The following is a 19,963-nucleotide window of genomic DNA, read 5'->3' on the forward strand; positions in this document are numbered from 1 at the left end:
TCAGCACCGGCCGGGCCGGCTCCGCGATGGCGGAGCCGGCCCGGCCGTTCACGCAGCGCGGTCCGGCCCTTCACGGCGGCGCAGCGCGGCCCGGACGCCGGCCACCGCGACGACCACCACCAGCACCGTCATCAGCACCGCGCCCGGCGCCTTGCTGAACCGGGCCAGGTTGGATCCGTCCGGCAGGGTGAGCGCCGAGGCCACCGCGCAGGGCGCCACGAACCAGACCTGCCGGGCCAGCGGCACCGCCGCGACCGCGAGCAGCGTCAGCGGCCAGATCGCGTACCAGGGGTGGAAGACCGGGGCGAGCAGCACCGTGGCGGCGAGCGCCAGCCCCGCGCCGAGCAGCGCCACCCGCGGGCGGGCCAGCGTCAGCCGGGCCACCCGCTGCCGGACGTCGTTGAGCCGCCGCAGCCGCGTCCACGCCTGCCACCAGAGCGCCACCAGCGTCGCGGCCAGCAGCACCAGCGCGGCCGCCCGGACCACCGGCACCGCCTGCGGCCGTAGCCCGGCCAGCTCACCGGCGTAGTCGATCACGAACCCGACGGCTGTGGGCGGGGAGGTCCACTGCTGCGAGTCGCCGCTGTGGCCGAGCCCTCCCACCCAGCCCAGCCCGAGGCCGGTGGCGAGCGACACGACGAGCAGCGTGCCGAGCACCGACGCGGCCAGCTGCCCGCCGTCGCGCAGCAGCGCCCGCCAGGTGTAGCGGCCGAGCACCGCGGCGAGCGCCGCGAACGGCAGCGCCACCACCGCGACCGCCTTCACCGCCACGGCAAGGCCCAGCAGCACACCGGCCACCAGCAGCGCGCGCGGCTTGCCCGGCAGGCGGACCAGCACCAGCAGGCCGAGCAGGAGCAGCCCGAGCGCGAGCGCGTCGTTGTGCGCGCCCGCCACCAGGTGGATCCCGACCAGCGGGCAGGCGAGCACCAGCCAGGCGGCCCGCCGGGTGGGCACCCCGGCGGCGCGGGCCAGGCCGGGCAGGCAGAGCGCGGTCAGCAGCACACCGGCCACCGCGACCAGCCGCAGCGCCACGACCGTCCCGATCAGGCCGCCACCGGCGAGGACGGCGAGCCCGGCCAGCAGGACGAAGAACGGCCCGTACGGCGCCGGGGTGTCCCGCCAGATCGGCGACACCGAGTCGGTCCACGGGCAGCCGGCCGCCGCGACCCCCACCCGGTACGGGCTGAGCCCCTGCGTCCACGTCCAGCCCTGGCAGGCGTACGAGTAGACGTCGCGGCTGCCGATCGGCGGCGCGGCGAGCAGCGGCAGCGACCAGAGCCCGGCGGTCAGGTACGCCCACCGGCCGGACGGGGCGCCCCATCGCAGCGACCACCAGGCGCCCACCAGCAGCAGCGTCCCGGCCAGCCAGCAGCCGAGCGCCGCCGGCCCGTTCGGTGCGTGCCAGATCGCGGCGAGCGTGCCGCGCGGGGGCGTGCCTGGTAGCGCGCCGCCGAGCCACCCGGCGGCGGTGAGCAGCACGGCCCCGGCGAGGCCGGCGTAGCGGGCGAGACCGGCGGCGATCGGCCGGACGGGTCCGTCGGGCTCGCTCACCGGCACACTCCTCAGTCCACGGGAACCGGCTGCCGGCCCTTGCGAGCCGACCGTACCAACCACACGACCAGCCCGATCACGAACAGGGTCATCAGCGGCGCACCGGGCATCTTGGAGTACCGGGCCAGCCCGGTGCCGTCGGCCAGCACCAGGAACGACGACACCACTGTGACGATCGAGAACCAGAGCGTGCGGCGTGCGGTGGCGGCGAGCACCGCCAGCGGCCACAGCCAGTACCAGGGGTGGAACAGCGGGGAGAGCGCGACGGTGGCGGTCAGCGCCAGCCCGGCGTGCCAGAACGGCTCACCGCGACGGAACGACCGGAACCAGAGCCAGATCAGCACCGCGATCAGCACGACCATGCCGATCGCCCGGGTCACCGGCAGCGCGTCGACGTGCACGCCGAACGGCGCCAGCAGGTAGCCGACGGTCTGCCCCACCGCCGTCGGCGGCGAGGTCCAGGCCACCACCAGCCCGCCCTGTTCCAGCCCGCTGACGAACCCCAGCCCCAGGCCGGAGGCGACCGTCACCGCGGCGAGCGCCGCGAGCGAGCCGCCGACCACCCACCCGCCGTCGCGCACGAGCGTCCTGATCCGGTACGCCCCGACGATCGCGGCCAGCGCGGCGAACGGCATCACGACCAGCGCGGTGATCTTGACGGCGGCGGCCAGTCCGAGCAGCGCACCACCGGCGAGCAGCGGTCCGGGCCGGCCCGGACGGGCCGCCACCACCGCCAGCCCGGCCACCAGCAGGCCGATCATCAGCGCGTCGTTGTGCGCGCCGGACACCAGGTGCACGGGCACCAGCGGGCTCGCCAGCGCCAGCCAGAGCGCCCGCCGCGGCGGCACCCCGCAGCGGCGGGCCAGCACCGGCAGCGCCCATGCGGTGAGCGCCACCCCGGCCACTGCGAGCACCCGGAACAGCGCGACGGCGGCGAGCAGCGACCCGGTGGCCTCCACCGCCGCGCCGGCGAGCAGCACGAACAGCGGCCCGTACGGCGCCGGTGTGTCCCGCCAGATGTAGGAGATGGTGTCCAGCCAGGGGCAGGGCAGCGCCGACACGCCCTGCTCGTAGGGGTTGATCCCGGCGGAGAAGCTGGCGCCCTGGCAGGCGTACGCGTACACGTCCCGGCTGCCCAGCGGCGGCGCGACCAGCATCGGCAGCAGCCACAGCGCGACGGTGACCAGCACCCACCGGGACGACGGCACCCGGTCCCGCAGCGACCACCAGGCCCACGCCAGCAGCGCGGTGCCGACCAGCCACAACCCGATGATCAGCGGCCCGTTCGGGCCCTGCCAGATGCTGACCGGTGTGGGACGCAGCTCGCCGTCGGGCAGGGCGCCGCCGAGGAACGCGGCCACGGCGAGCAGCACCGAACCCGCCAGGCCGATCCAGCGCGAGAGGTGGTGAGGCACGTCCGACATGCTGCCAGTACGGTGGTTCGCGATCAGGAGGTGGGCATGCGGGGCGGTCGGGTGATGGCGGTCTCCGCCGTGTCGGCGCTCGTCCTCGCCGTGCTCTACCTCACCCTGCCGGCCACCGGCTCGGACCTGTCCGCGCAGGTCGCCCGCGCCGGCTTCTTCGCCGAGCACGGGGCCGCCCTGGTCGACCTGCGCTGGTACGGCGGTGTGCACCCGTGGGGCTACAGCCTCGTCTCGCCGCCGCTGATGGCCCTGCTCGGGGTACGCGTCACCGGCGCGCTCGCCCTGCTCGCCTCCGCCACCGCGTTCGCCGCCCTGCTGGTGCGGGCCCGGGTGCCCCGCCCGCTGCTGGGCAGCCTGGTGGGCGTGGTCACGATCGCCGGCAACCTGGTCTCCGGCCGGGTCACCTACGCCCTCGGCGTCGCGTTCGGCCTGGCCGCGCTGCTCGCGCTCACCGTCCCCGCCCGCCGCACCCGCCTCGCCGCCGCTGATGCCGCTGGCGAGCCGGCCGATCCCGGCCTTGCCGGTTCCGGGCCGGCCGGTCCCGGCGCTGCCGGTGGTGGCCGGAGTGTCTGGGCGGCCGTCGCCGCCGGTGCCGCCGCGCTGCTCGCCTCGGCGGCCAGCCCGGTGGCCGGGCTGTTCGTCGGGCTCGCCGGCGTCGCGCTGCTGCTGACCCGCCGGTACGCCGACGGCCTGCTGCTCGCCGTACCGGCCGCCGCGCCGCTCGCCGTGACCGGGCTGCTGTTCGGCGAGGGCGGCTGGATGAACATCAGCACGGCCGACACCGTGCACGCCGTGGTGACGAGCCTGGTCGTGGCGGCGCTCGTGGCGTACCGGCCGGTGCGGGTGGGCGCGCTGCTGTCCGCGGCCGGGGTGCTGGCGTCGGCGCTGCTGCACACGCCGGTCGGGCTGAACGCCACCCGCCTGGTCGTGATGTTCGCGCTGCCGGTGCTGGCCGCCGCCGCCACGCTCCCCGCCCCGCTCTCGGATCGGCTCCGCGCCACCGGCCGGCGCTCCCGGATCGTCGGCGCGGTGGGACTGGCCGTTCTTCTCGCGGTGGTCTGCTGGTGGCAGCCGCCGGTGGTCACCGCCGACCTGCGCAGCGCCGACGACCCGACGGCCGACCCGGCGTACTTCGCGCCGCTGCGTGCGGAGCTGGCCCGGCGCGGGCTCACCGGGCGGGTGGAGGTGCCGCCGACCCGCAACTACTGGGAGGCGGCCCACATGGGGGACGTACCGCTGGCCCGGGGCTGGCTGCGGCAGGCCGACATCGACCGCAATCCGCTGTTCTTCACCACTGTGCCCGGCGCGGACGGCACCGGCGTCCCGCTGACCCCGATCACCTACCGGGACTGGCTGGCCGACAACGCGGTGCAGTACGTGGCCGTGCCCGACGCCGAGTTCTCCTGGGTGGGGTCGTCGGAGGCGAAGCTGGTGGAGACGGGCCAGCCGTACCTGACCGAGGTCTGGTCGGACCGGCACTGGAAGCTGTACGCGGTCGCCGAGCCCACCCCGCTCGTCGGCGCACCGGGTGAGCTGGTCCGCCAGGACGGCGCCTCGATCACGTTCCGCGCCCCCGCCGCCGGTCCGATCCCGATCCGGGTACGCCACGACCGCTGGTTGACCGTCGACGGCGGCGCCGAGGTCACCCGAGACGGCAAGTGGACCACCGTGACGGTCCCCCGAGCCGGCACCTACACCCTCAAAAGCTGACCCACCCGCCCGCCCCGCCCCTGCCCTCCTGTCCCCGTCGATCTTGCGGTTGCGGCCCCTCAAAAGCCGGAAATGCCCCTTTCGTCGGGGCCGCAAGTGCAAGATCAACGCCGAGGGAGGGCGGGGCGGGAGGGGGTGGGGTGGGGTGGGGTTAGAGGGGGGACTCCAGGATTCGCTGGACGACCGTGCGGGAGTGGCGGCCGGTGCGCAGGTACTCGTCGAGGAACTCGCCCTGGTCCTCGCGCCCCAGCAGCCGCACCACCCCGGCCAGCTCCACCCCGTGCCGGGGCAACTGGTCCCCGGCCCGGCCGCGTACCAGCATCAGCGCGTCACGCACCTCGGCGGCGAGCGTCCAGCCGGCGGCCAGCTCGGCGGCGTCGGAGGGGTCGAGCAGGCCGGCGTCGCGGGCGGCGGCGAGCGCGTCGAGCGTACGGGTGCCGCGCAGGGCGGGCACCTGACCGGCGTACCGGAGCTGGAGCAACTGCACCGCCCACTCGACGTCGGCGAGACCGCCCCGGCCCAGCTTGGTGTGGGTGGCCGGGTCGGCGCCGCGGGGCAGCCGCTCGGTCTCCACCCGCGCCTTGATCCGGCGGATCTCCACCACCTGCTCGCGGCTCAACCCCTCGGCCGGGTAGCGCACCGGCTCGATCATGGCTTCGAACTCGGCGCCCAGGTCCGCGTCGCCGCAGACGAACCGCGCCCGCAGCAGCGCCTGCGCCTCCCACACCCGGGACCAGCGCGCGTAGTACTGGGCGTACGCGGCGAGGCTGCGCACCAGCGGGCCCTGCCGGCCCTCGGGGCGCAGGTCGGCGTCCACGCCGAGCGGCGGATCGGGGGCGGGTGCGGACAGCAGCCGGCGCAGCTCCTCGGCGATCGCGTGTGCGGCGGCGCTCGCCGCGCTCTCCTCCACCCCGGGCGGCGGATCGTAGACGAACAGCACGTCGGCGTCGGAGAGGTAGTTCGACTCGTACCCGCCGAGCCGGCCCATGCCGATCACCGCGAAGCGCAGGCCGGGCGGTCCGGGGTGGACGGAACGGGCGGCGCGCAGCGCGGCGGCCAGCGTGGCGTCGGCGACGTGCGACAGCGCGGTGCCGACCGCCGTCACGTCCACCACAGTGGGCCGGCGTTCCCCGCCGCCGACCGGGCGGGGGGTGAGCGGGGCGAGCGAACCGGCGCGGCTGAGCACGTCGGCGGCGGCGATCCGGACCAGTTCCCGGCGGCGCAGCGCGCGGACCGCCCGGATCGCCTCGACCGGGCCGTCGTGGCGGGCGGCAGCGGCGGCGAAGCCCTCGACGAGCGTCTCCCGTGGACGCGGGGTCAGCTCGCTGTCCTCGGCGAGCAGCCGCAGCGCCTCCGGTTCGCGGGCCAGCATGTCGGCCGCGTACCGGGACGAGGACAGCACCCGGGCCAGCCGGCGCGCCACCGGGCCGGAGTCACGCAGCAGGCGCAGGTACCAGGGGGTGCTGCCGAGCTTGTCGGAGACCTGCCGGTAGTTGAGCAGACCGCGGTCCGGCTCGGGGGCGTCGGCGAACTCGTCGAGCAGCACCGGCAGCAGCGTGCGCTGGATGGCGGCGGTGCGGCTGACCCCGCCGGTGAGCGCCTGGAGGTGCCGCAGCGCGCCGGCCGGGTCGGCGAAGCCGAGCACCTCCAGCCGGTGCCGGGCCGCTTCGGGCGTGAGGCGCAGCCCCTCGGCCGGTACGCGGGCCACGGATTCCAGCAGCGGCCGGTAGAGCAGCTTGGCGTGCAGCCGGCGTACCTCGGTGGCGTGGGTGACCCACTCGGCGCGGAACTCCTCGACGGCGCTGCGCCCCGGCGTGGCCGCGTAGCCGAGCGCGGCGGCGAGCCAGCGCAGCGCGGCCGGTTCGGTCGGCACGGTGTGGGTGCGGCGCAGGGCCTGGAGCTGGAGCCGGTGCTCGACGGCGCGCAGGAAGCGGTAGCCGCGCAGCAGCGCCTCCCCGTCGGCGCGGCCCACGTAGCCGCCCGCGACGAGCGCGCGCAGCGCCGGTACGGTGCCGGGCACCCGCAGCGCCTCGTCACCCCGGCCGTGCACGAGCTGGAGCAGCTGGACGGCGAACTCGATGTCGCGCAGCCCGCCCGGACCGCGCTTGATCTCGCGTTCCAGCTCCTTCGGCGGCACGTTGTCGAGGATCTTGCGGCGCATGGACCGGACGTCCTCGACCGCCTCGGGGCGTTCGGCGGCGGTCCACACGAGCGGGGCCAGCGCGTCGATCCACTCCTTGGCCAGCTCCAGGTCGCCGGCGGCCGGACGGGCCTTGAGCAGCGCCTGGAACTCCCAGGTGCGAGCCCAGCGCTTGTAGTAGGCGAGGTGGCTGGCGAGCGTGCGGACCAGCGGCCCCCGGTTGCCCTCGGGACGCAGCGCCGCGTCGACCGGCCAGGCCACCAGCCCGCAGATCTGGATCAGCCGGGTGGCGACCTGCGTCGCGGCGGGCAGGTCGTCGTCGGTCGCGGAGACGAAGATGACGTCGACGTCGGAGACGTAGTTCAGCTCGTCGCCACCGCACTTGCCCATCGCCACCACCGCGAGCCGGGGACGCGGCGTTCCCTCGGGCAGCTCGTCGGCGGCGATGTCGTAGGCGGCGGCCAGCGTGGCGTCGGCCAGCCCGGACAGCGCCGCCATGGTCTGCTCAAGGCCGCGCCCGCCGGTCAGGTCGGCCGCCGCGATCCGCAGCAGCGCGAGCCGGTACGCCTGCCGCAGCAGCGGGACCGCGCCGGTCATCGTGGTCAGCCGGGCGGCGACGCTCAGGTCGAGCCGCCCGTCCGCGGTGGGGGCGAGCCCGTCCGGCTCGGTCGCCAGCACCGCCCACTGCCCGGGGTTGGCGACCAGGTGGTCGCCGAGCGCGGAGGACGCGCCGAGCACCGCGATCAACCGGCGGCGCAGCCCGGGGTCGGCGGCCAGGGCGTCGCGTACGGCCACCTCGTCGCCGGAACGCCGCTCGGACTCGACCAGCCGGTGCAGCTGACGCAGGGCCAGGTCCGGGTCGGCGGCCCGGGACAGCGCGCCGAGCAGCTCGGCGGCGCGTTCGTCGGCGGGCTCCTGGGTGTCGGGCCGCCACAGGGCGAGCCCGTCCGGGCCGAGCAGGTCGGCGGCGCGGGTGGCGCCGTCGCCCTCGGCGAATCCGTAGCGGGCCAGGCGCCCGCGGGCCGGCCGGGTCACCGTCAGGCCCCGAGCAGCGGCAGGCTGCGGCGCGGGTTGTCGTCGCCGAGTTCGCCGAGCGCGAGCGCGGCGAACCGGATCGCGAACGGCTGCCACGCCTCCTCGACGTCGGCCATCACCCGGTCGCAGGCGGCCACCACCAGCTCCGGGTCGTAGTCCAGCTCGGCCAGCACGGCCGAGTCGCGGGACCACTCGGCGATCATCGCGGTGTCGCACTCGATGTGGAACTGCAGGCCCCAGGCCCGGTCGCCGAGGCGGAACGCCTGGTGGGGGTAGCGGGTGGACGCGGCCAGCAGCGTCGCTCCGTGCGGCAGCTCGGTGATCTCGTCGGCGTGCCACTGGAGCACGTCGGGCATCAACGGCACGTACCGGAACAGCGGATCGTCCTCGGCGGCGTCGCGCCGGCCCACGAGCGCCGGGCCGATCTCCGGCCCGGACGGGCTGCGCTCGACCCGGCCGGCGTGCGCGGTGGCGAGCAGTTGCGCGCCGAGGCAGATCGCCAGCGTGGGCACCCGCCGCCGGACCGCCTTGCGCAACAGCCCCTCCAGCGCCGGGAACCACGGCGCGCCGGGGTCGCCGTCGGCCCGCGGGTAAGCCTGCTGGTCGCCGCCGAGCACCACGAGCGCGGCGTACCCCTCCAGGTCGGCGGGGAGTGGATCGCCGGCGTGCGGACGCAGCACGCGCAGCTCAAGGCCCCCTTCGGTGAGCCACTCCCCCAGGCGGCGGAGGTCGTCGGTCGGGTCGTTCTCGATCACCAGCGCGGTCGCCACGACGTCGAGGCTAACCGGTGCGGCCGACAGGGCACGGTCCGGCAGGCCCTAGGCTCCGATCGTGCCTGACGACTGCCTGCGCCCACCGGCCCTGCGTCCCGGCGACGCGGTGATGCTGGTGTCCCCGTCCGGGCCGACCCGTCCCGAACGGGTGGCCCGCGGCATCGAACTGCTCACCGGCTGGGGCCTGCGCCCGGTGCCCGCGCCGAACGCGTACGCCAGGAGGGGCTATCTGGCCGGCGACGACGCGCTGCGGGCCGCGGACCTGAACGCGGCGTTCGCCGACCCGGAGATCCGCGGGGTGATCTGCACCCGGGGCGGCTACGGCGCGCAGCGGGTGGTCGACCTGATCGACATGGCCGCGGTACGGCGGGATCCGAAGGTGGTGGCCGGCTTCTCCGACATCACCGCGCTGCAGTTCGCGCTGTGGCGGGGCGCCCGGCTGGCCGGCGTGCACGGGCCGGGCGCCGCGTGGCGGGACGAGCGCACGCCGATCCGCTCGGCGGAGTCGCTGCACGCCGCGCTGACCAGCACCGAACCGGTGACGGTGGCGGCGGTCAAGGCGGAGGAGACGTACCCGGTGCGGGTGCCCGGACGGGCCGAGGGCCGGCTGCTCGGCGGCAACCTGTGCCTGATCACCGCGTCCATCGGCACGCCGGACATGCCCGACCTGACCGGGGCGATCCTGCTGGTCGAGGAGGTGCAGGAGCCGCCGTACAAGATCGACCGGATGCTCACCCACCTGCGCCGCTGCGGCGCGCTGGACGGGATCGCCGGGGTGGCGGTCGGCCAGTTCACCGAGTGCGCGGACGGCTGGGACACCACTGTCGTGGACGTGCTCACCGACCGCCTGGGCGACCTCGGCGTGCCGGTCCTCGGCGGCCTGCCCGTCGGGCACGGCCCGGGCCAGCTCACCGTCCCGGTAGGCACCCCCGCCACCCTGGACGCCACCACCGGCACCCTGACCGTCGCCCCCGCCGTCCGCTGACGGCCAGCCCCGACCCAGCCCCAGCCCCGGCCCCAGCCCCAGCCCCGGCCCGGCCCCGGCCCCGGCCCCGGCCCCGGCGATCATGAAGTTAGCGGCGGTTTAAAGATCCACAACTGCCGCCAACTTCATGATCGACGCGGCGAGGGCGGCGGGGGCGGGGTGGGCGGCGGGGGCGGAGGATCAGTGCGGCGCGGGCGGGGTCAGGTGGGCTACCGCGCCGATCTCCAGGGCCGCCCAGACCGCGCCGTCGGGGGTGACCGTGAGGCCGTGGGGTTCGGACGCCGGGGTCGGCAGGTCGTGGGCGGTGACGTGGCCGTCGGGGTCGACGTGGCCGATGCGGTTGGCGCCCCACTCGGTGAACCAGCAGCCGCCGGCCGGATCAGCGACGATCGCGTGCGGGCGGGCCTCCCGGTCCGGCAACGGGATCTCGTCGATCCGCCCGTCCGGCGTGATCCGGCCGATCTGCCCGGCGACGATCTCGACGAACCAGAGCGCGCCGTCGCCGCCCCGGGTGATGCCGACCGGTCCGGCCGCCTCGGTGGGCAGCGGATGCACTGTCACCGACCCGTCCAGGCCGACCCGGGCGATCGCGTTCGCCTGGTTGAGCGTGAGCCAGAGCGCGTCGTCCGGCCCGGCCGCCAGCATCGACGGGAAGCCCTTGTCGATCGGCAGCGGGAAGGACGTCACCTCCCCGTCGACGCCCACCCGGCCGACCGTGTCGTCGTTCATGCCGGCGTACCAGAGCGCGCCGTCCGCACCGACCGCCAGCCCGCACGGGCCGCAGCCGGGCGGCAACGCCACGGAGCTGGTCTCGCCGTCGACGGTGATCCGGCCGAGGCGGTCGTCGCCCGAGCGGGTGTACCAGAGCGCGCCGTCGGGGCCGCCGGCGATGATCAGCGGACGGCTGCCGGGCGGGTCGTCGCGGTAGGTCCGCACCTCGCCGTCGAGGCCGAGCCGGGCGACGCCGCCGGAGCCGGCCAGCGTCAGCCAGAGCGCGCCGTCGCGCCCGACCGTGATCGAGTACGGCCCGGAGCCCGGCCCGGTGAGCGGGATCTCGCGGATGGCGGGCTGTGTCATCGAGTGGCCTTTCGTCGGGTTTCACCCAGCCTTGCGGACGCTCCGGCGTGCCGGCAACGCGAATAAAACGGGCCTTCCGGACGGGATTGCCAGCTCGCTGACAGGTTCGCCACGGGTTGCCCTCAGTTCCGGCGACCACTGTCGGTGACGTCATCGCACCACCACCGAACAGGAGAATCGCATGATCCGCACGATGTCGAAGAAGCACCTGCTGGTCGGCCTGGCCGCCGCCGGTGTGCTCGGCGTCGGGATCGCCGCCCCGACGGTGGCGCTCGCCGACGACAAGAGCCCGAACCCGTCTTCGAGCGCCAGCAGCAGCACCGACCAGGGTGACGACCGCCGCCAGAAGCACGCCGACCGGCAGGCCGAGTTCGCCGAGGCGCTCGCGAAGGAGCTGGGCGTCCCGACCGACAAGGTGGCCGCGGCGCTGGAGAAGCTGCACGAGCAGCGGCAGGGCGACCGCCCGGAGCGGCCGGAGCGGCCGTCGGCCGAGGACCGGCAGGCCGCGCTGAAGGAGCGGCTGGACCAGGCCGTCACCGACGGCAAGCTCACCCAGGAGCAGGCCGACGCAGTGCTCAAGGCCGCCGAGGCCGGCGTGTTCCCGGGCCCGGGCAAGGGCGGCCACGACGGCCGGCCCGGCCACCACGGCAAGGGCGGCGACAAGGGCGCCGAGGCCGAGCAGGAGGGCCAGGGCGGCAAGTGACGTGGTGGCCCCGCCGCCCTCACCGGCCGTTCCCTCCTCCTGGCCGGAGCTGAGCGGGGCCACCCCCGGTGGCGGTGCCCGGACGGGCACCGCCACCGCGCCGTTCCCGGTGCGGTCGTCGCAGTCCCGGCGACGACCGCACCCGACACACCGTCAGCCCTCGGCGGGCGGGGTGAAGACGCCGAGCAGGTTGCCCGACGGGTCGCGCAACAGGGCGCGTACGAGTCCGATCGGCGTGGTCACCGGCGCCGTCAGTACGGTCCCGCCGGCCGTCTCGGCCCGGCGGCAGGTCTCCGCCACGTCCGCCACCTCGGCGTAGAAGATCGCGTAGTTGCCGGCGTCGGTGTCCCGAACCGCGCCACCGATCCCCCGCTGCCCGCCGGCCGCCGTCTGCCGGTACGGGCCGCCCTGCTCGTCGAAACTCCAGCCGAACAGCTCGGAGTAGAACCGCTGCGCCTCGTCCGGGCGGTCGGAGCCGATCTCGAACCAGGTCACGGGCGTGCTGGACATGCTTCCTCCTGAGGTTCGCGCCGGCGTCGGCCGGCGTCGTCAGGATTCAGCCTGCTACCGGGTCACGACAGCGTCCTGTCGGTGTTTCGGCGTCAAGTTCGCCGGGTCCTTGACCAGCGGGACCAGCCGGCGCACCAGATCGGGCCGCCGCTTACCGTCCCAGTGGTACATGTCGTTGTAGAACGACGCCGTGACCGGCACCGTCGCCACGCCGGTCTCGTACAGCCGAATGATCACGTCCGCGATGGCCTCATCCGTTCGGGAATCGTGTCCCATCAGCGGCGACTCCGCCGCCGCCTGGACGATCGCCGTGAGCCGCTGGTCCACCTCCCGGTCCATGCCGAGGGCCCGGTAGACACAGCGCATCATCGCCGACGAAATCTCGCTGCCGACGACCAATAGCTCCAGCCCCCACACGGCCTCCACCACGTCGGCCACCACCTCGGCGGACGCCTCGCCGTCGCTGGCCACCCGGTCGAGCAGCAGGCGGAGGAAGGCGCCGCGGTCCCAGTCGGGGACCACGTCCGCGCCGTGCTCGGCCAGGAACACACACCGCAGGTACACCCGCCGCCGTTCCTCCTGCGACGCCGCGCGCAACGGCAGCAGCCACGCCTCGAGCAACGCGTGCGCGGCGGACGACGCGCTGTCCGAGTCCGACCCGACGACCAGTGCCAGCGCCGTGGCGAGCTTGTCGAACACCGGCTCCAGCGCACCGACCAGCACTGCCCCGTCGACGTCACAGGCGAGGTGGGCGGCGCGGCGAACCCGGGTCAACAGCTCGGCCGGCAGGCCAGCGTGCGCCTCCTGCGGCGCACCGAGCACCCACAGCGGGTCGGCGTTCGGCGGCACCGCGAGGCGGTCACCGAGCCGCAGCCGGACGTCCCGGTCCGGCCCCGCTCCGAGCCGCTCCAGCCCCAGCACGTCGCTGAGGCTCTGCCACTCCTCGGGTGAGAGCTGGGAGCGCCACAATCCCACCTGGGCCCGCCACTCGGCCACCGGTTCCTCCGGGAACAGCGTGCGCCCGACGGCTTCCCCCTCCGCCACCAGGATCAGCAGCAGGAGGTTGGCGGTGTAGGCGGCGCAGCGGGCGGGCTCCCGCAGGCGACGGGGGCGGTAGCCGTCGTAGCGGCGGCTGCCGGTCGCGTAGGGCGCGGCCCGGAACAGCCGCACCAGCAGGTCGGCCCAGGCTGCCCGGTCGGGGTCGTCGCGCAGCTTCTCCTCGACGAAGCCGAGCACGGTGACCCGGCTGCTGAGCACCGCGTACGAGAGCAGCGCGTGCAGCAGGTCGTCCTCGACCGGTTCGGCGGCCAGCGTCAGGCTGGCCACCCCACGCCGCTTGACCAGGTCGTCGACCACCCGCGTGGCGAGCCGGGCCACCAGGTACTCGCCGAACGTGGCGTGCAGGAACTCGTACGTCTCGCGGCGTCGCGCCTCGTCACCGGCCCGAGCACGGTGGATGAAGAAGAACCGGCCCAGCACCACCTCGGCCGCCGCCAGCGGAGCGCGCAGCCCGTCGCGCCGACCGGACGCCGAGCCGCCGAAGGGCAGCGCGGCCAGGTCCGCGTCCAGATCGGCGGCGCTCACCCACTGCACGCCCCGGTTGAACATCGCGAAGGCCACCACGGCCAGCCGGGACAGCTCCTCCTCGACTGCCCGGTCCAGCTCCAGTTCGGGCAGGCCGGCGCGTTGCTTGACCACCTCCCGTCGCGCGAAGCGGCGCAGCAGCCGCTCGTACAGCTCGCCGCGGCGCAGCTCGCCGGCCTGGCGCAGGTCGCGCCCCTCGGCGTCGTAGAGGGCCAGCATCAACAGCAGCAGCGGCTGCGCGGCGAGGTCCCGGTGCGATAGCACCGTGGCCGGGTCGAGCGGCCGGGCCCCCGGCGCCCGGAACGCCGCGGCGTTGACCCGGTTCCAGGTCCGCACCCAGGCGTCGACGCGGCTCTCGTCGAAGGGTTCCAGCCGCACCGAGACCGTGCCGGGCGGCGGCTGGGCGCGGTCGGCCACGCTGGTCCGGCTGGTCACCACGACCGCCACCGGCCGCCCCTGGTCGGCCTCCCGCCGTTGGAACTCGGCCACCCGCCGCAGATAGTCGGTCTGGCTGACACCGGTGGCCTGCAACAGCTCGTCGAAGCCGTCGAGCAGCACGACCGGCAGTGCGTCGCCGGCCGAGCAGGCCAGGGCCGGCCACTCGATGCGTTCGCCGGTGTCCTGACGGACCGCCTGCTCGATCTGTCCCTGGATGTCGCCGGCCGCGTACACGTCGCGGAGCACCACCCGAACCACCAGGAAGTCGGCGGCGGGCAGCCGGGCGGCGACGATCCGGGTGAGCACCGACTTGCCCGAGCCGGGTTGCCCGAGCACCAGCAGCGGGGCCCGGACGGCCCCGGACGAGGTGAGGTGGACGACCAGCGCCTGCCAGAGGTCGTCGCGGTCCGGCCGGTCGGCCCACCAGCTCTCGTCGCTGGGCCGCGCGGCCCGGTCGAGGTCGGCGATCCGGCACAGCGGCGGCACGTACGCCTCGCCCAGCGTCGGCACGGTCAGCCCGGCCGGCACGTCGCCGGAGCTGATGATCGGCCGCTCCAGCTCGGCGGCGTACGCGGCGGCGAGCCCAACCCGCCGCCTGTCCGGAGCGGACCCGGTGGACAGCTCGGCCAGGGCCCGGTGCAGGTCGGCCAGGCCCAGCGACAGCCGACGGACCTCGACCCGCGTGGCCTCGTGCTCGTGCAGGCCGATCCAGAAGGACACCTCGGGGAAGTCCACGGCGAGCCGGTGCAGCAGGGCGACGTACCGGTCGACGGCGGCGGCGGGCAGATCGGCGAGGGCCCGCTCGGTGACCCCCCAGCCCGCCTCGGAGAGCGTGTCGCCGGTCGCCATCCCCTCGAGGAACTGCAGGAAACCCGCGGCCAGTCGCGCATACCAGCGGAGGAACGTCAACCGCAGCGCCGGCTGCGGCAGGTGCGGGCCGGGTGCCGGCGCCGTCGTGGCGAACAACGCCGCGGTGAGGTCGTCCGCGGCGTACCGGACGCCGGCCAGATGCAATTGGTCGGCGCGGTCGATCGCCAGATCCCCTAGGTCGAACGGCAGGTCCAGGCCGTCGAGCGCCTCGAAGAACGCGGTCACCGCGATCACCGCGTGCGCCGCCTCCAGCCGCTGTGTCCGCCCGTACCGGGACAGCCCGGAGCGCTTCTCCGACACGCCGCGCACCAGTTCGTGGCCGAGCCGGACGAACTCCGCCTTGGCGTCGAAGATGCCGAGCAGCGCCGGCACCGGCACCGACGCGGCCAGCAGCACGCCGCCGGTCAGCTTGTCGAACCAGTCGACGACCTTGCTCTTCTCCCCGCCCAACAGGCGTACGGCGTCGGCGTAGCTGAGCGTGTCGGACACGCGCGTTCCTCCCCGGCGACGGCAGACCCGTCAGCCTCCCCCAGCCGAACCGGAAACGCTGTCGGGTTTCAGACCAGGCTGAGCGGGCGCACCCGGTCGACCGGCACGTCGAGGTCACCGGGACGCAGCTCCCGGGTCACCGGCTCGGCCAGCGGATGCACCGACACGATCCGGTCGGTGCGGAAACAGCGCAGACCGTCGCGCAGGCGGCACCAGGCGACCAGGTACCAGTGCACCGAGTTGCCCAGGTAGGCAAGCGGCTCCACGTCGCGCGCCGAATCGGCGCCGCCGCGGTCGGCGTACCGCAGGCGCAGCACCCGCCCGGCGGCGACCGCGTCGGCGACGGCGGCCGGGACGGGCGTGCCCGGCCCGTCGCCGACCAGGTGCACCCGGCCGGCGAGCCGGTGCGCCTCGGCAACGGCTGCGGGCGGCATCACCGCGACCAGCTTGCGCAGCGCGGCGCCGGCCGCCGGGGCGAACGGGGAGCCGCCGAGCCGGTGCAGCGCGACGGCCATCGCCACCGCCTCGGCCGGGGTCAGGTTGACCGGCGGCAACGTGCGCGCCCGATCGACCACGTAGCCGCCGGTGCGGCCCGGCTCGGCCCAGATCGGCACCCCGGCGCCCTGCAACGCGGAGATGTCGCGCTCGACGGTGCGGGTGCTCACCTCGAAGCGGCGGGCCAGCCAGCTCGCGCTGCGCGGGCGCGGCGACACCGCCCGCAGTTCCTCGACCAGGGCGTAGAGACGGTCGGTGCGGTTCACCCCCGGACGCTAACCCCCGGGTACGACACCACTCAGGCGATGCAGGCGCAGACGATCAGCGCGGCGCCGAAGTGGGTGGCGGCGCTGACCCGGGCCGCCGGGTGCGGCTCGTCGGCGGCGATGACGTCGCCCAGCTTGCCCGGGGTGAGCAGGTCCAGCACCAGGAACGCCAGCGCCATCACCAGCAGGCCGACCAGCCCGAACACCACAGTGGACGCGAGTCCCTTGGTGAACGAGCTGTAGCTGGTCAGCACGGCGGTGAAGACGATGCCGGCGATGCCGAGCTGGTTGGCGGCGAGCAGCAGCGCGGCGTTGCCGTTGCGGCGTACCCAGATCAGCTCCCGCAGCCTGCCCGGGGTGAGCAGGTCGACGAGCAGGAAGCCGGCGGCCATCAGCGCCACCCCGACGATCCCGAACACGATGCTCTGCCACGCCCCGTCGAGCAGATCTCCCAGCACCAACGCCTCCCCGGCTCACGCCGCCCGGCGGAGGTGCCGGGGCGGTGCCGCAGACGATAGCGGCACCGCGCCAGCGTGATCTAGAGCGACAGGTACCGCTGCCGCTCGTACGGGGTGACCTCGCGGCGGTACTGCTCCCACTCGGAGCGCTTGTTGCGCAGGAAGAAGTCGAAGACGTGCTCGCCGAGCACCTCGGCCACCAGCTCGGAGCCGGCCATCACGTCGATCGCCTCGGCCAGGTTCTCCGGCAGCGCCTCGTACCCCATGGCGCGGCGCTCGGCGCTGCTCAGCGACCAGACGTCGTCCTCGGCGCCCGGGGGCAGCTCGTAGCCCTCCTCGATACCCTTGAGGCCGGCGCCGAGCATCACCGCGAACGCCAGGTAGGGGTTGGTCGCGGAGTCCAGCGAGCGGACCTCGACCCGGGCCGAGTTCGGCTTGCCGTACGCGGGCACCCGGACCAGCGCGGACCGGTTCAGGTGACCCCAGCAGACGTACGCCGGGCTCTCGGTGATCCGGTCCGGCAGCGCCTGCGGGAACAGCCGCTTGTACGAGTTGACCCACTGGTTGGTCACCGCGGTGTACTCGCGGGCGTGGGTGAGCAGCCCGGCGATGAACGACTTCGCGACCTTGGAGAGCTTCATCGGGTCGCCGGCGTCGTGGAACGCGTTGCGCTCCCCCTCGAACAGCGACAGGTGGGTGTGCATGCCGTTGCCGGGCTGGTCGGTGAACGGCTTCGGCATGAAGCTGGCCTGCACACCGGTGGAGAGCGCGACCTCCTTCACCACGTGCCGGAACGTCATGATGTTGTCGGCGGTGGTGAGCGCGTCGGCGTAGCGCAGGTCGATCTCCTGCTGGCCGGGGGCGACCTCGTGGTGGCTGTACTCCACCGAGATGCCGATCCGCTCCAGCGCCAGCACGGCCTGGCGGCGGAAGTCCCGCGCCACGGCGTGCGTGGTGTGCTCGAAGTAGCCGCCGGTGTCCACCGGGATCGGCACCGAGCCGTCCTGCGGGCCGTTCTCCAGCAGGAAGAACTCGATCTCCGGGTGGGTGTAGAAGGTGAAGCCCTTGTCGGCGGCCCGGGAGAGCATCCGGCGCAGCACGTGCCGCGGGTCGGCCCAGGACGGGCTGCCGTCGGGCAGCGAGATGTCGCAGAACATCCGGGCGCTCTCGCCGCTGACGCCGCCCTCGAACGGGAAGACCTGGAACGTGGTCGGGTCCGGCATGGCGACCATGTCCGACTCGAAGACCCGGGCGAAGCCCTCGATCGCGGAGCCGTCGAAACCGATGCCCTCGTCGAAGGCCGCCTCCAGTTCCGCGGGGGCCACCGAGACGCTCTTGAGCGTGCCGAGCACATCGGTGAACCACAGCCGGACGAAACGGATGTCCCGCTCTTCCAGCGTACGGAGGACGAACTCCTGCTGACGGTCCACTTCCACCCCTCGTGACACGTACGTCCGCACCGGTCGGGCCGGCCCGGCCTGACCGCCCAGTCTCCACCGGGCTCGTTACGCCGACGTTACGCCCTCCCCGGCCGGCCGTCCCGCCGTGTCCACCGGGCTGGGACACGCGGGGCCGCGGTACCCGTCTGCCGCAACCGGTCGGATTCGGCCGGGACGCCTGGGGGAAGATGGGGACATGCCCACCCTGCGTCTCGCCCTGTGCCAGGTCAACCCGACGGTAGGCGACCTCGCCGGCAACGCCGGCCTGGTCCGCGCGTGGAGCCGTCGGGCCGCCGACGCCGGCGCCCAGCTCGTCCTGTTCCCCGAGCTGATGCTCACCGGTTACCCGGTCGAGGACCTGGTGTTCCGCCGCTCGTTCGTGGCCGCGTCCCGCGCCGCGCTGCACCGGCTCGCCGCCGACCTGGCCGCCGACGGCCTCGGTGACCTGCCGGTGCTGGTCGGCTACCTGGACGCGGACGGCCCTCCGCAGGTCAGCTCCGACGCCCAGCCGGGCCGGGGCGCCCGCAACGCGGCGGCGGTGCTGCACCGGGGCGAGGTGGTGGCCACCTACTTCAAGCACCACCTGCCCAACTACGGCGTCTTCGACGAGGACCGCTACTTCGTCGCCGGCGACACGCTGACGGTGGTGCGCGTCGGCGGGGTGGACGTGGCGCTGACCATCTGCGAGGACCTGTGGCAGGCCGGCGGCCCGTTCGCGGTGGCCCGGGAGGCCGGCGTCGGGCTGGTGCTGAGCATCAACGGCTCGCCGTACGAGCTGAACAAGGACGACGTGCGGCTGCCGCTGGTGCGCCGGCGCGCCGCCGAGGCCGGGGCCGCCATCGCGTACGTGAACATGGTCGGCGGCCAGGACGAGCTGGTCTACGACGGCGACTCGATGATCGTCGCCGCGGACGGCACGCTGCTGACCCGGGCGCCGCAGTTCGTCGAGCACCTGTTGGTGCACGACCTGGAGCTGCCGGCGGCGACCGGGGCGCCGGGCGAGGCCGGCGCGCTGAGCGACGGGATGCGCGTGGTCCGCCACGAGATCCCGGCGATCCCGGCCGCACCGCCCGGCCCGGCGGCCGACGGCGGGATCATCGAGCCGGTCGCCGACGAGGCCGAGGTGTGGCACGCGCTGGTGCTGGGCCTGCGCGACTACATCGACAAGAATCGCTTCCCCTCGGTGGTGCTCGGCCTGTCCGGCGGCATCGACTCGGCGGTGGCGGCGGCCATCGCGGTGGACGCGGTCGGCCCGGAACGGGTGGTCGGCGTCTCGATGCCCAGCCAGCACTCCTCGGAGCACTCCCGCACCGACGCCGAGGACCTGGCGAAGCGGACCGGCCTGGACTACCGGGTCGAGCCGATCCAGCCGATGGTGGACACGTTCCTGGCGAACATGTCGCTGTCCGGGGTGGCGGTGGAGAACCTCCAGGCCCGGGTACGCGGCGTGATCCTCATGGCGCTGTCGAACCAGGAGGGCCACCTGGTGCTCACCACCGGCAACAAGAGCGAGCTGGCGGTGGGTTACTCGACGCTCTACGGCGACTCGGTGGGCGGCTACAACCCGGTCAAGGACGTCTGGAAGACGCTCGTGTGGCGGCTGGCGAAGTGGCGCAACGCCGACGCGGTACGGCGCGGGCAGACCCCGCCGATCCCGGAGAACTCGATCGGCAAGCCGCCGTCGGCCGAGCTGAGCCCCGGCCAGCTCGACAGCGACACACTGCCCGACTACGACGTGCTCGACCCGATCCTGATCGGCTACGTCGACGGCGACCTGGGCCGCGACGGCCTGGTCGAGTCCGGCCACGACCCGGCGGTGGTGGACAAGGTGCTGCGGATGGTGGATACCGCCGAGTACAAGCGACGGCAGTCGGCGCCCGGCACCAAGATCTCCATGAAGGCGTTCGGGCGGGACCGGCGGCTGCCGATCACCAACCGGTGGCGCGAGGACGGCTGACCGCTCCCCCGGCCGGGGAGTGACATCCTCCACTCCGACCTGCCCGCGGCCCGCCGCCC

The 19,963-nt window shown here is 74.7% G+C and carries 14 protein-coding genes; 4 read left to right on the top strand and 10 right to left on the bottom strand.

Annotation, left to right across the window (positions count from 1 at the left end; translation table 11 throughout):
- Positions 1 to 48 precede the first annotated feature (48 nt).
- Complete coding sequence (gene mptB / locus ACN27D_RS04760; protein WP_421498601.1) at positions 49 to 1,551, bottom strand: polyprenol phosphomannose-dependent alpha 1,6 mannosyltransferase MptB; 1,503 nt, start codon at positions 1,549 to 1,551, stop codon at positions 49 to 51.
- 11 nt (positions 1,552 to 1,562) lie between these two features.
- Entirely contained in the window at positions 1,563 to 2,975 is a 1,413-nt protein-coding gene (gene mptB, locus ACN27D_RS04765) for a polyprenol phosphomannose-dependent alpha 1,6 mannosyltransferase MptB (protein ID WP_421498602.1), read from the bottom strand.
- A 36-nt stretch (positions 2,976 to 3,011) separates the two neighbouring features.
- Between mptB (ACN27D_RS04765) and ACN27D_RS04770 the strand changes: the two genes are divergently transcribed.
- Positions 3,012 to 4,685 carry a hypothetical protein gene (locus ACN27D_RS04770; RefSeq protein WP_421498603.1) on the top strand — a complete coding sequence of 558 codons (1,674 nt, stop codon included), beginning with the start codon at positions 3,012 to 3,014 and terminating at the stop codon, positions 4,683 to 4,685.
- A gap of 151 nt (positions 4,686 to 4,836) precedes the next feature.
- On the opposite strand, the gene ACN27D_RS04775 is transcribed toward ACN27D_RS04770, so the two are convergent.
- Positions 4,837 to 7,860, bottom strand: a complete 3,024-nt coding sequence (locus ACN27D_RS04775; RefSeq protein WP_421498604.1) for a bifunctional [glutamine synthetase] adenylyltransferase/[glutamine synthetase]-adenylyl-L-tyrosine phosphorylase — start codon at positions 7,858 to 7,860, stop codon at positions 4,837 to 4,839.
- Between the two features lie 2 nt (positions 7,861 to 7,862).
- Positions 7,863 to 8,630, bottom strand: coding sequence for a type 1 glutamine amidotransferase (locus ACN27D_RS04780; protein ID WP_357897164.1), 768 nt, complete (start codon positions 8,628 to 8,630; stop codon positions 7,863 to 7,865).
- Between the two features lie 112 nt (positions 8,631 to 8,742).
- Between ACN27D_RS04780 and ACN27D_RS04785 the strand changes: the two genes are divergently transcribed.
- A complete protein-coding gene (locus ACN27D_RS04785) occupies positions 8,743 to 9,618 on the top strand; it encodes a S66 peptidase family protein (RefSeq protein WP_421501109.1) in 876 nt (291 codons plus the stop codon).
- 180 nt (positions 9,619 to 9,798) lie between these two features.
- On the opposite strand, the gene ACN27D_RS04790 is transcribed toward ACN27D_RS04785, so the two are convergent.
- Positions 9,799 to 10,695, bottom strand: a complete 897-nt coding sequence (locus ACN27D_RS04790) for a virginiamycin B lyase family protein (protein WP_421498605.1) — start codon at positions 10,693 to 10,695, stop codon at positions 9,799 to 9,801.
- A gap of 181 nt (positions 10,696 to 10,876) precedes the next feature.
- Here ACN27D_RS04790 and ACN27D_RS04795 point away from each other — a divergent pair, with 181 nt between their 5' ends.
- Positions 10,877 to 11,398 carry a hypothetical protein gene (locus ACN27D_RS04795; RefSeq protein ID WP_421498606.1) on the top strand — a complete coding sequence of 174 codons (522 nt, stop codon included), beginning with the start codon at positions 10,877 to 10,879 and terminating at the stop codon, positions 11,396 to 11,398.
- A 153-nt stretch (positions 11,399 to 11,551) separates the two neighbouring features.
- On the opposite strand, the gene ACN27D_RS04800 is transcribed toward ACN27D_RS04795, so the two are convergent.
- The 5 genes from ACN27D_RS04800 to glnA all read right to left on the bottom strand — a co-directional run bounded on the left by ACN27D_RS04800 (position 11,552) and on the right by glnA (position 17,938).
- The gene (locus tag ACN27D_RS04800; protein ID WP_421498607.1) at positions 11,552 to 11,908 is read right to left on the bottom strand and encodes a VOC family protein; all 357 of its coding nucleotides are present in this window, start codon (positions 11,906 to 11,908) and stop codon (positions 11,552 to 11,554) included.
- A 54-nt stretch (positions 11,909 to 11,962) separates the two neighbouring features.
- Positions 11,963 to 15,289, bottom strand: coding sequence for an NACHT domain-containing protein (locus ACN27D_RS04805; protein WP_421498608.1), 3,327 nt, complete (start codon positions 15,287 to 15,289; stop codon positions 11,963 to 11,965).
- Between the two features lie 68 nt (positions 15,290 to 15,357).
- Positions 15,358 to 16,050, bottom strand: coding sequence for a helix-turn-helix transcriptional regulator (locus tag ACN27D_RS04810; protein WP_252454551.1), 693 nt, complete (start codon positions 16,048 to 16,050; stop codon positions 15,358 to 15,360).
- Positions 16,051 to 16,082: 32 nt separating this feature from the next.
- Positions 16,083 to 16,508: a DUF350 domain-containing protein gene (locus ACN27D_RS04815; RefSeq protein WP_120568708.1), complete on the bottom strand. Its 426-nt coding sequence runs from the start codon at positions 16,506 to 16,508 to the stop codon at positions 16,083 to 16,085.
- 80 nt (positions 16,509 to 16,588) lie between these two features.
- The gene (gene glnA / locus ACN27D_RS04820) at positions 16,589 to 17,938 is read right to left on the bottom strand and encodes a type I glutamate--ammonia ligase (protein WP_121683520.1); all 1,350 of its coding nucleotides are present in this window, start codon (positions 17,936 to 17,938) and stop codon (positions 16,589 to 16,591) included.
- 205 nt (positions 17,939 to 18,143) lie between these two features.
- On the opposite strand from glnA, the gene ACN27D_RS04825 reads away from it, so the two are divergent.
- A complete protein-coding gene (locus ACN27D_RS04825; RefSeq protein ID WP_421498609.1) occupies positions 18,144 to 19,904 on the top strand; it encodes an NAD+ synthase in 1,761 nt (586 codons plus the stop codon).
- Positions 19,905 to 19,963: the final 59 nt, after the last annotated feature.

The sequence above is a fragment of the Micromonospora sp. WMMD1274 genome (assembly GCF_049179035.1).
Classification (GTDB): domain Bacteria; phylum Actinomycetota; class Actinomycetes; order Mycobacteriales; family Micromonosporaceae; genus Micromonospora; species Micromonospora tulbaghiae.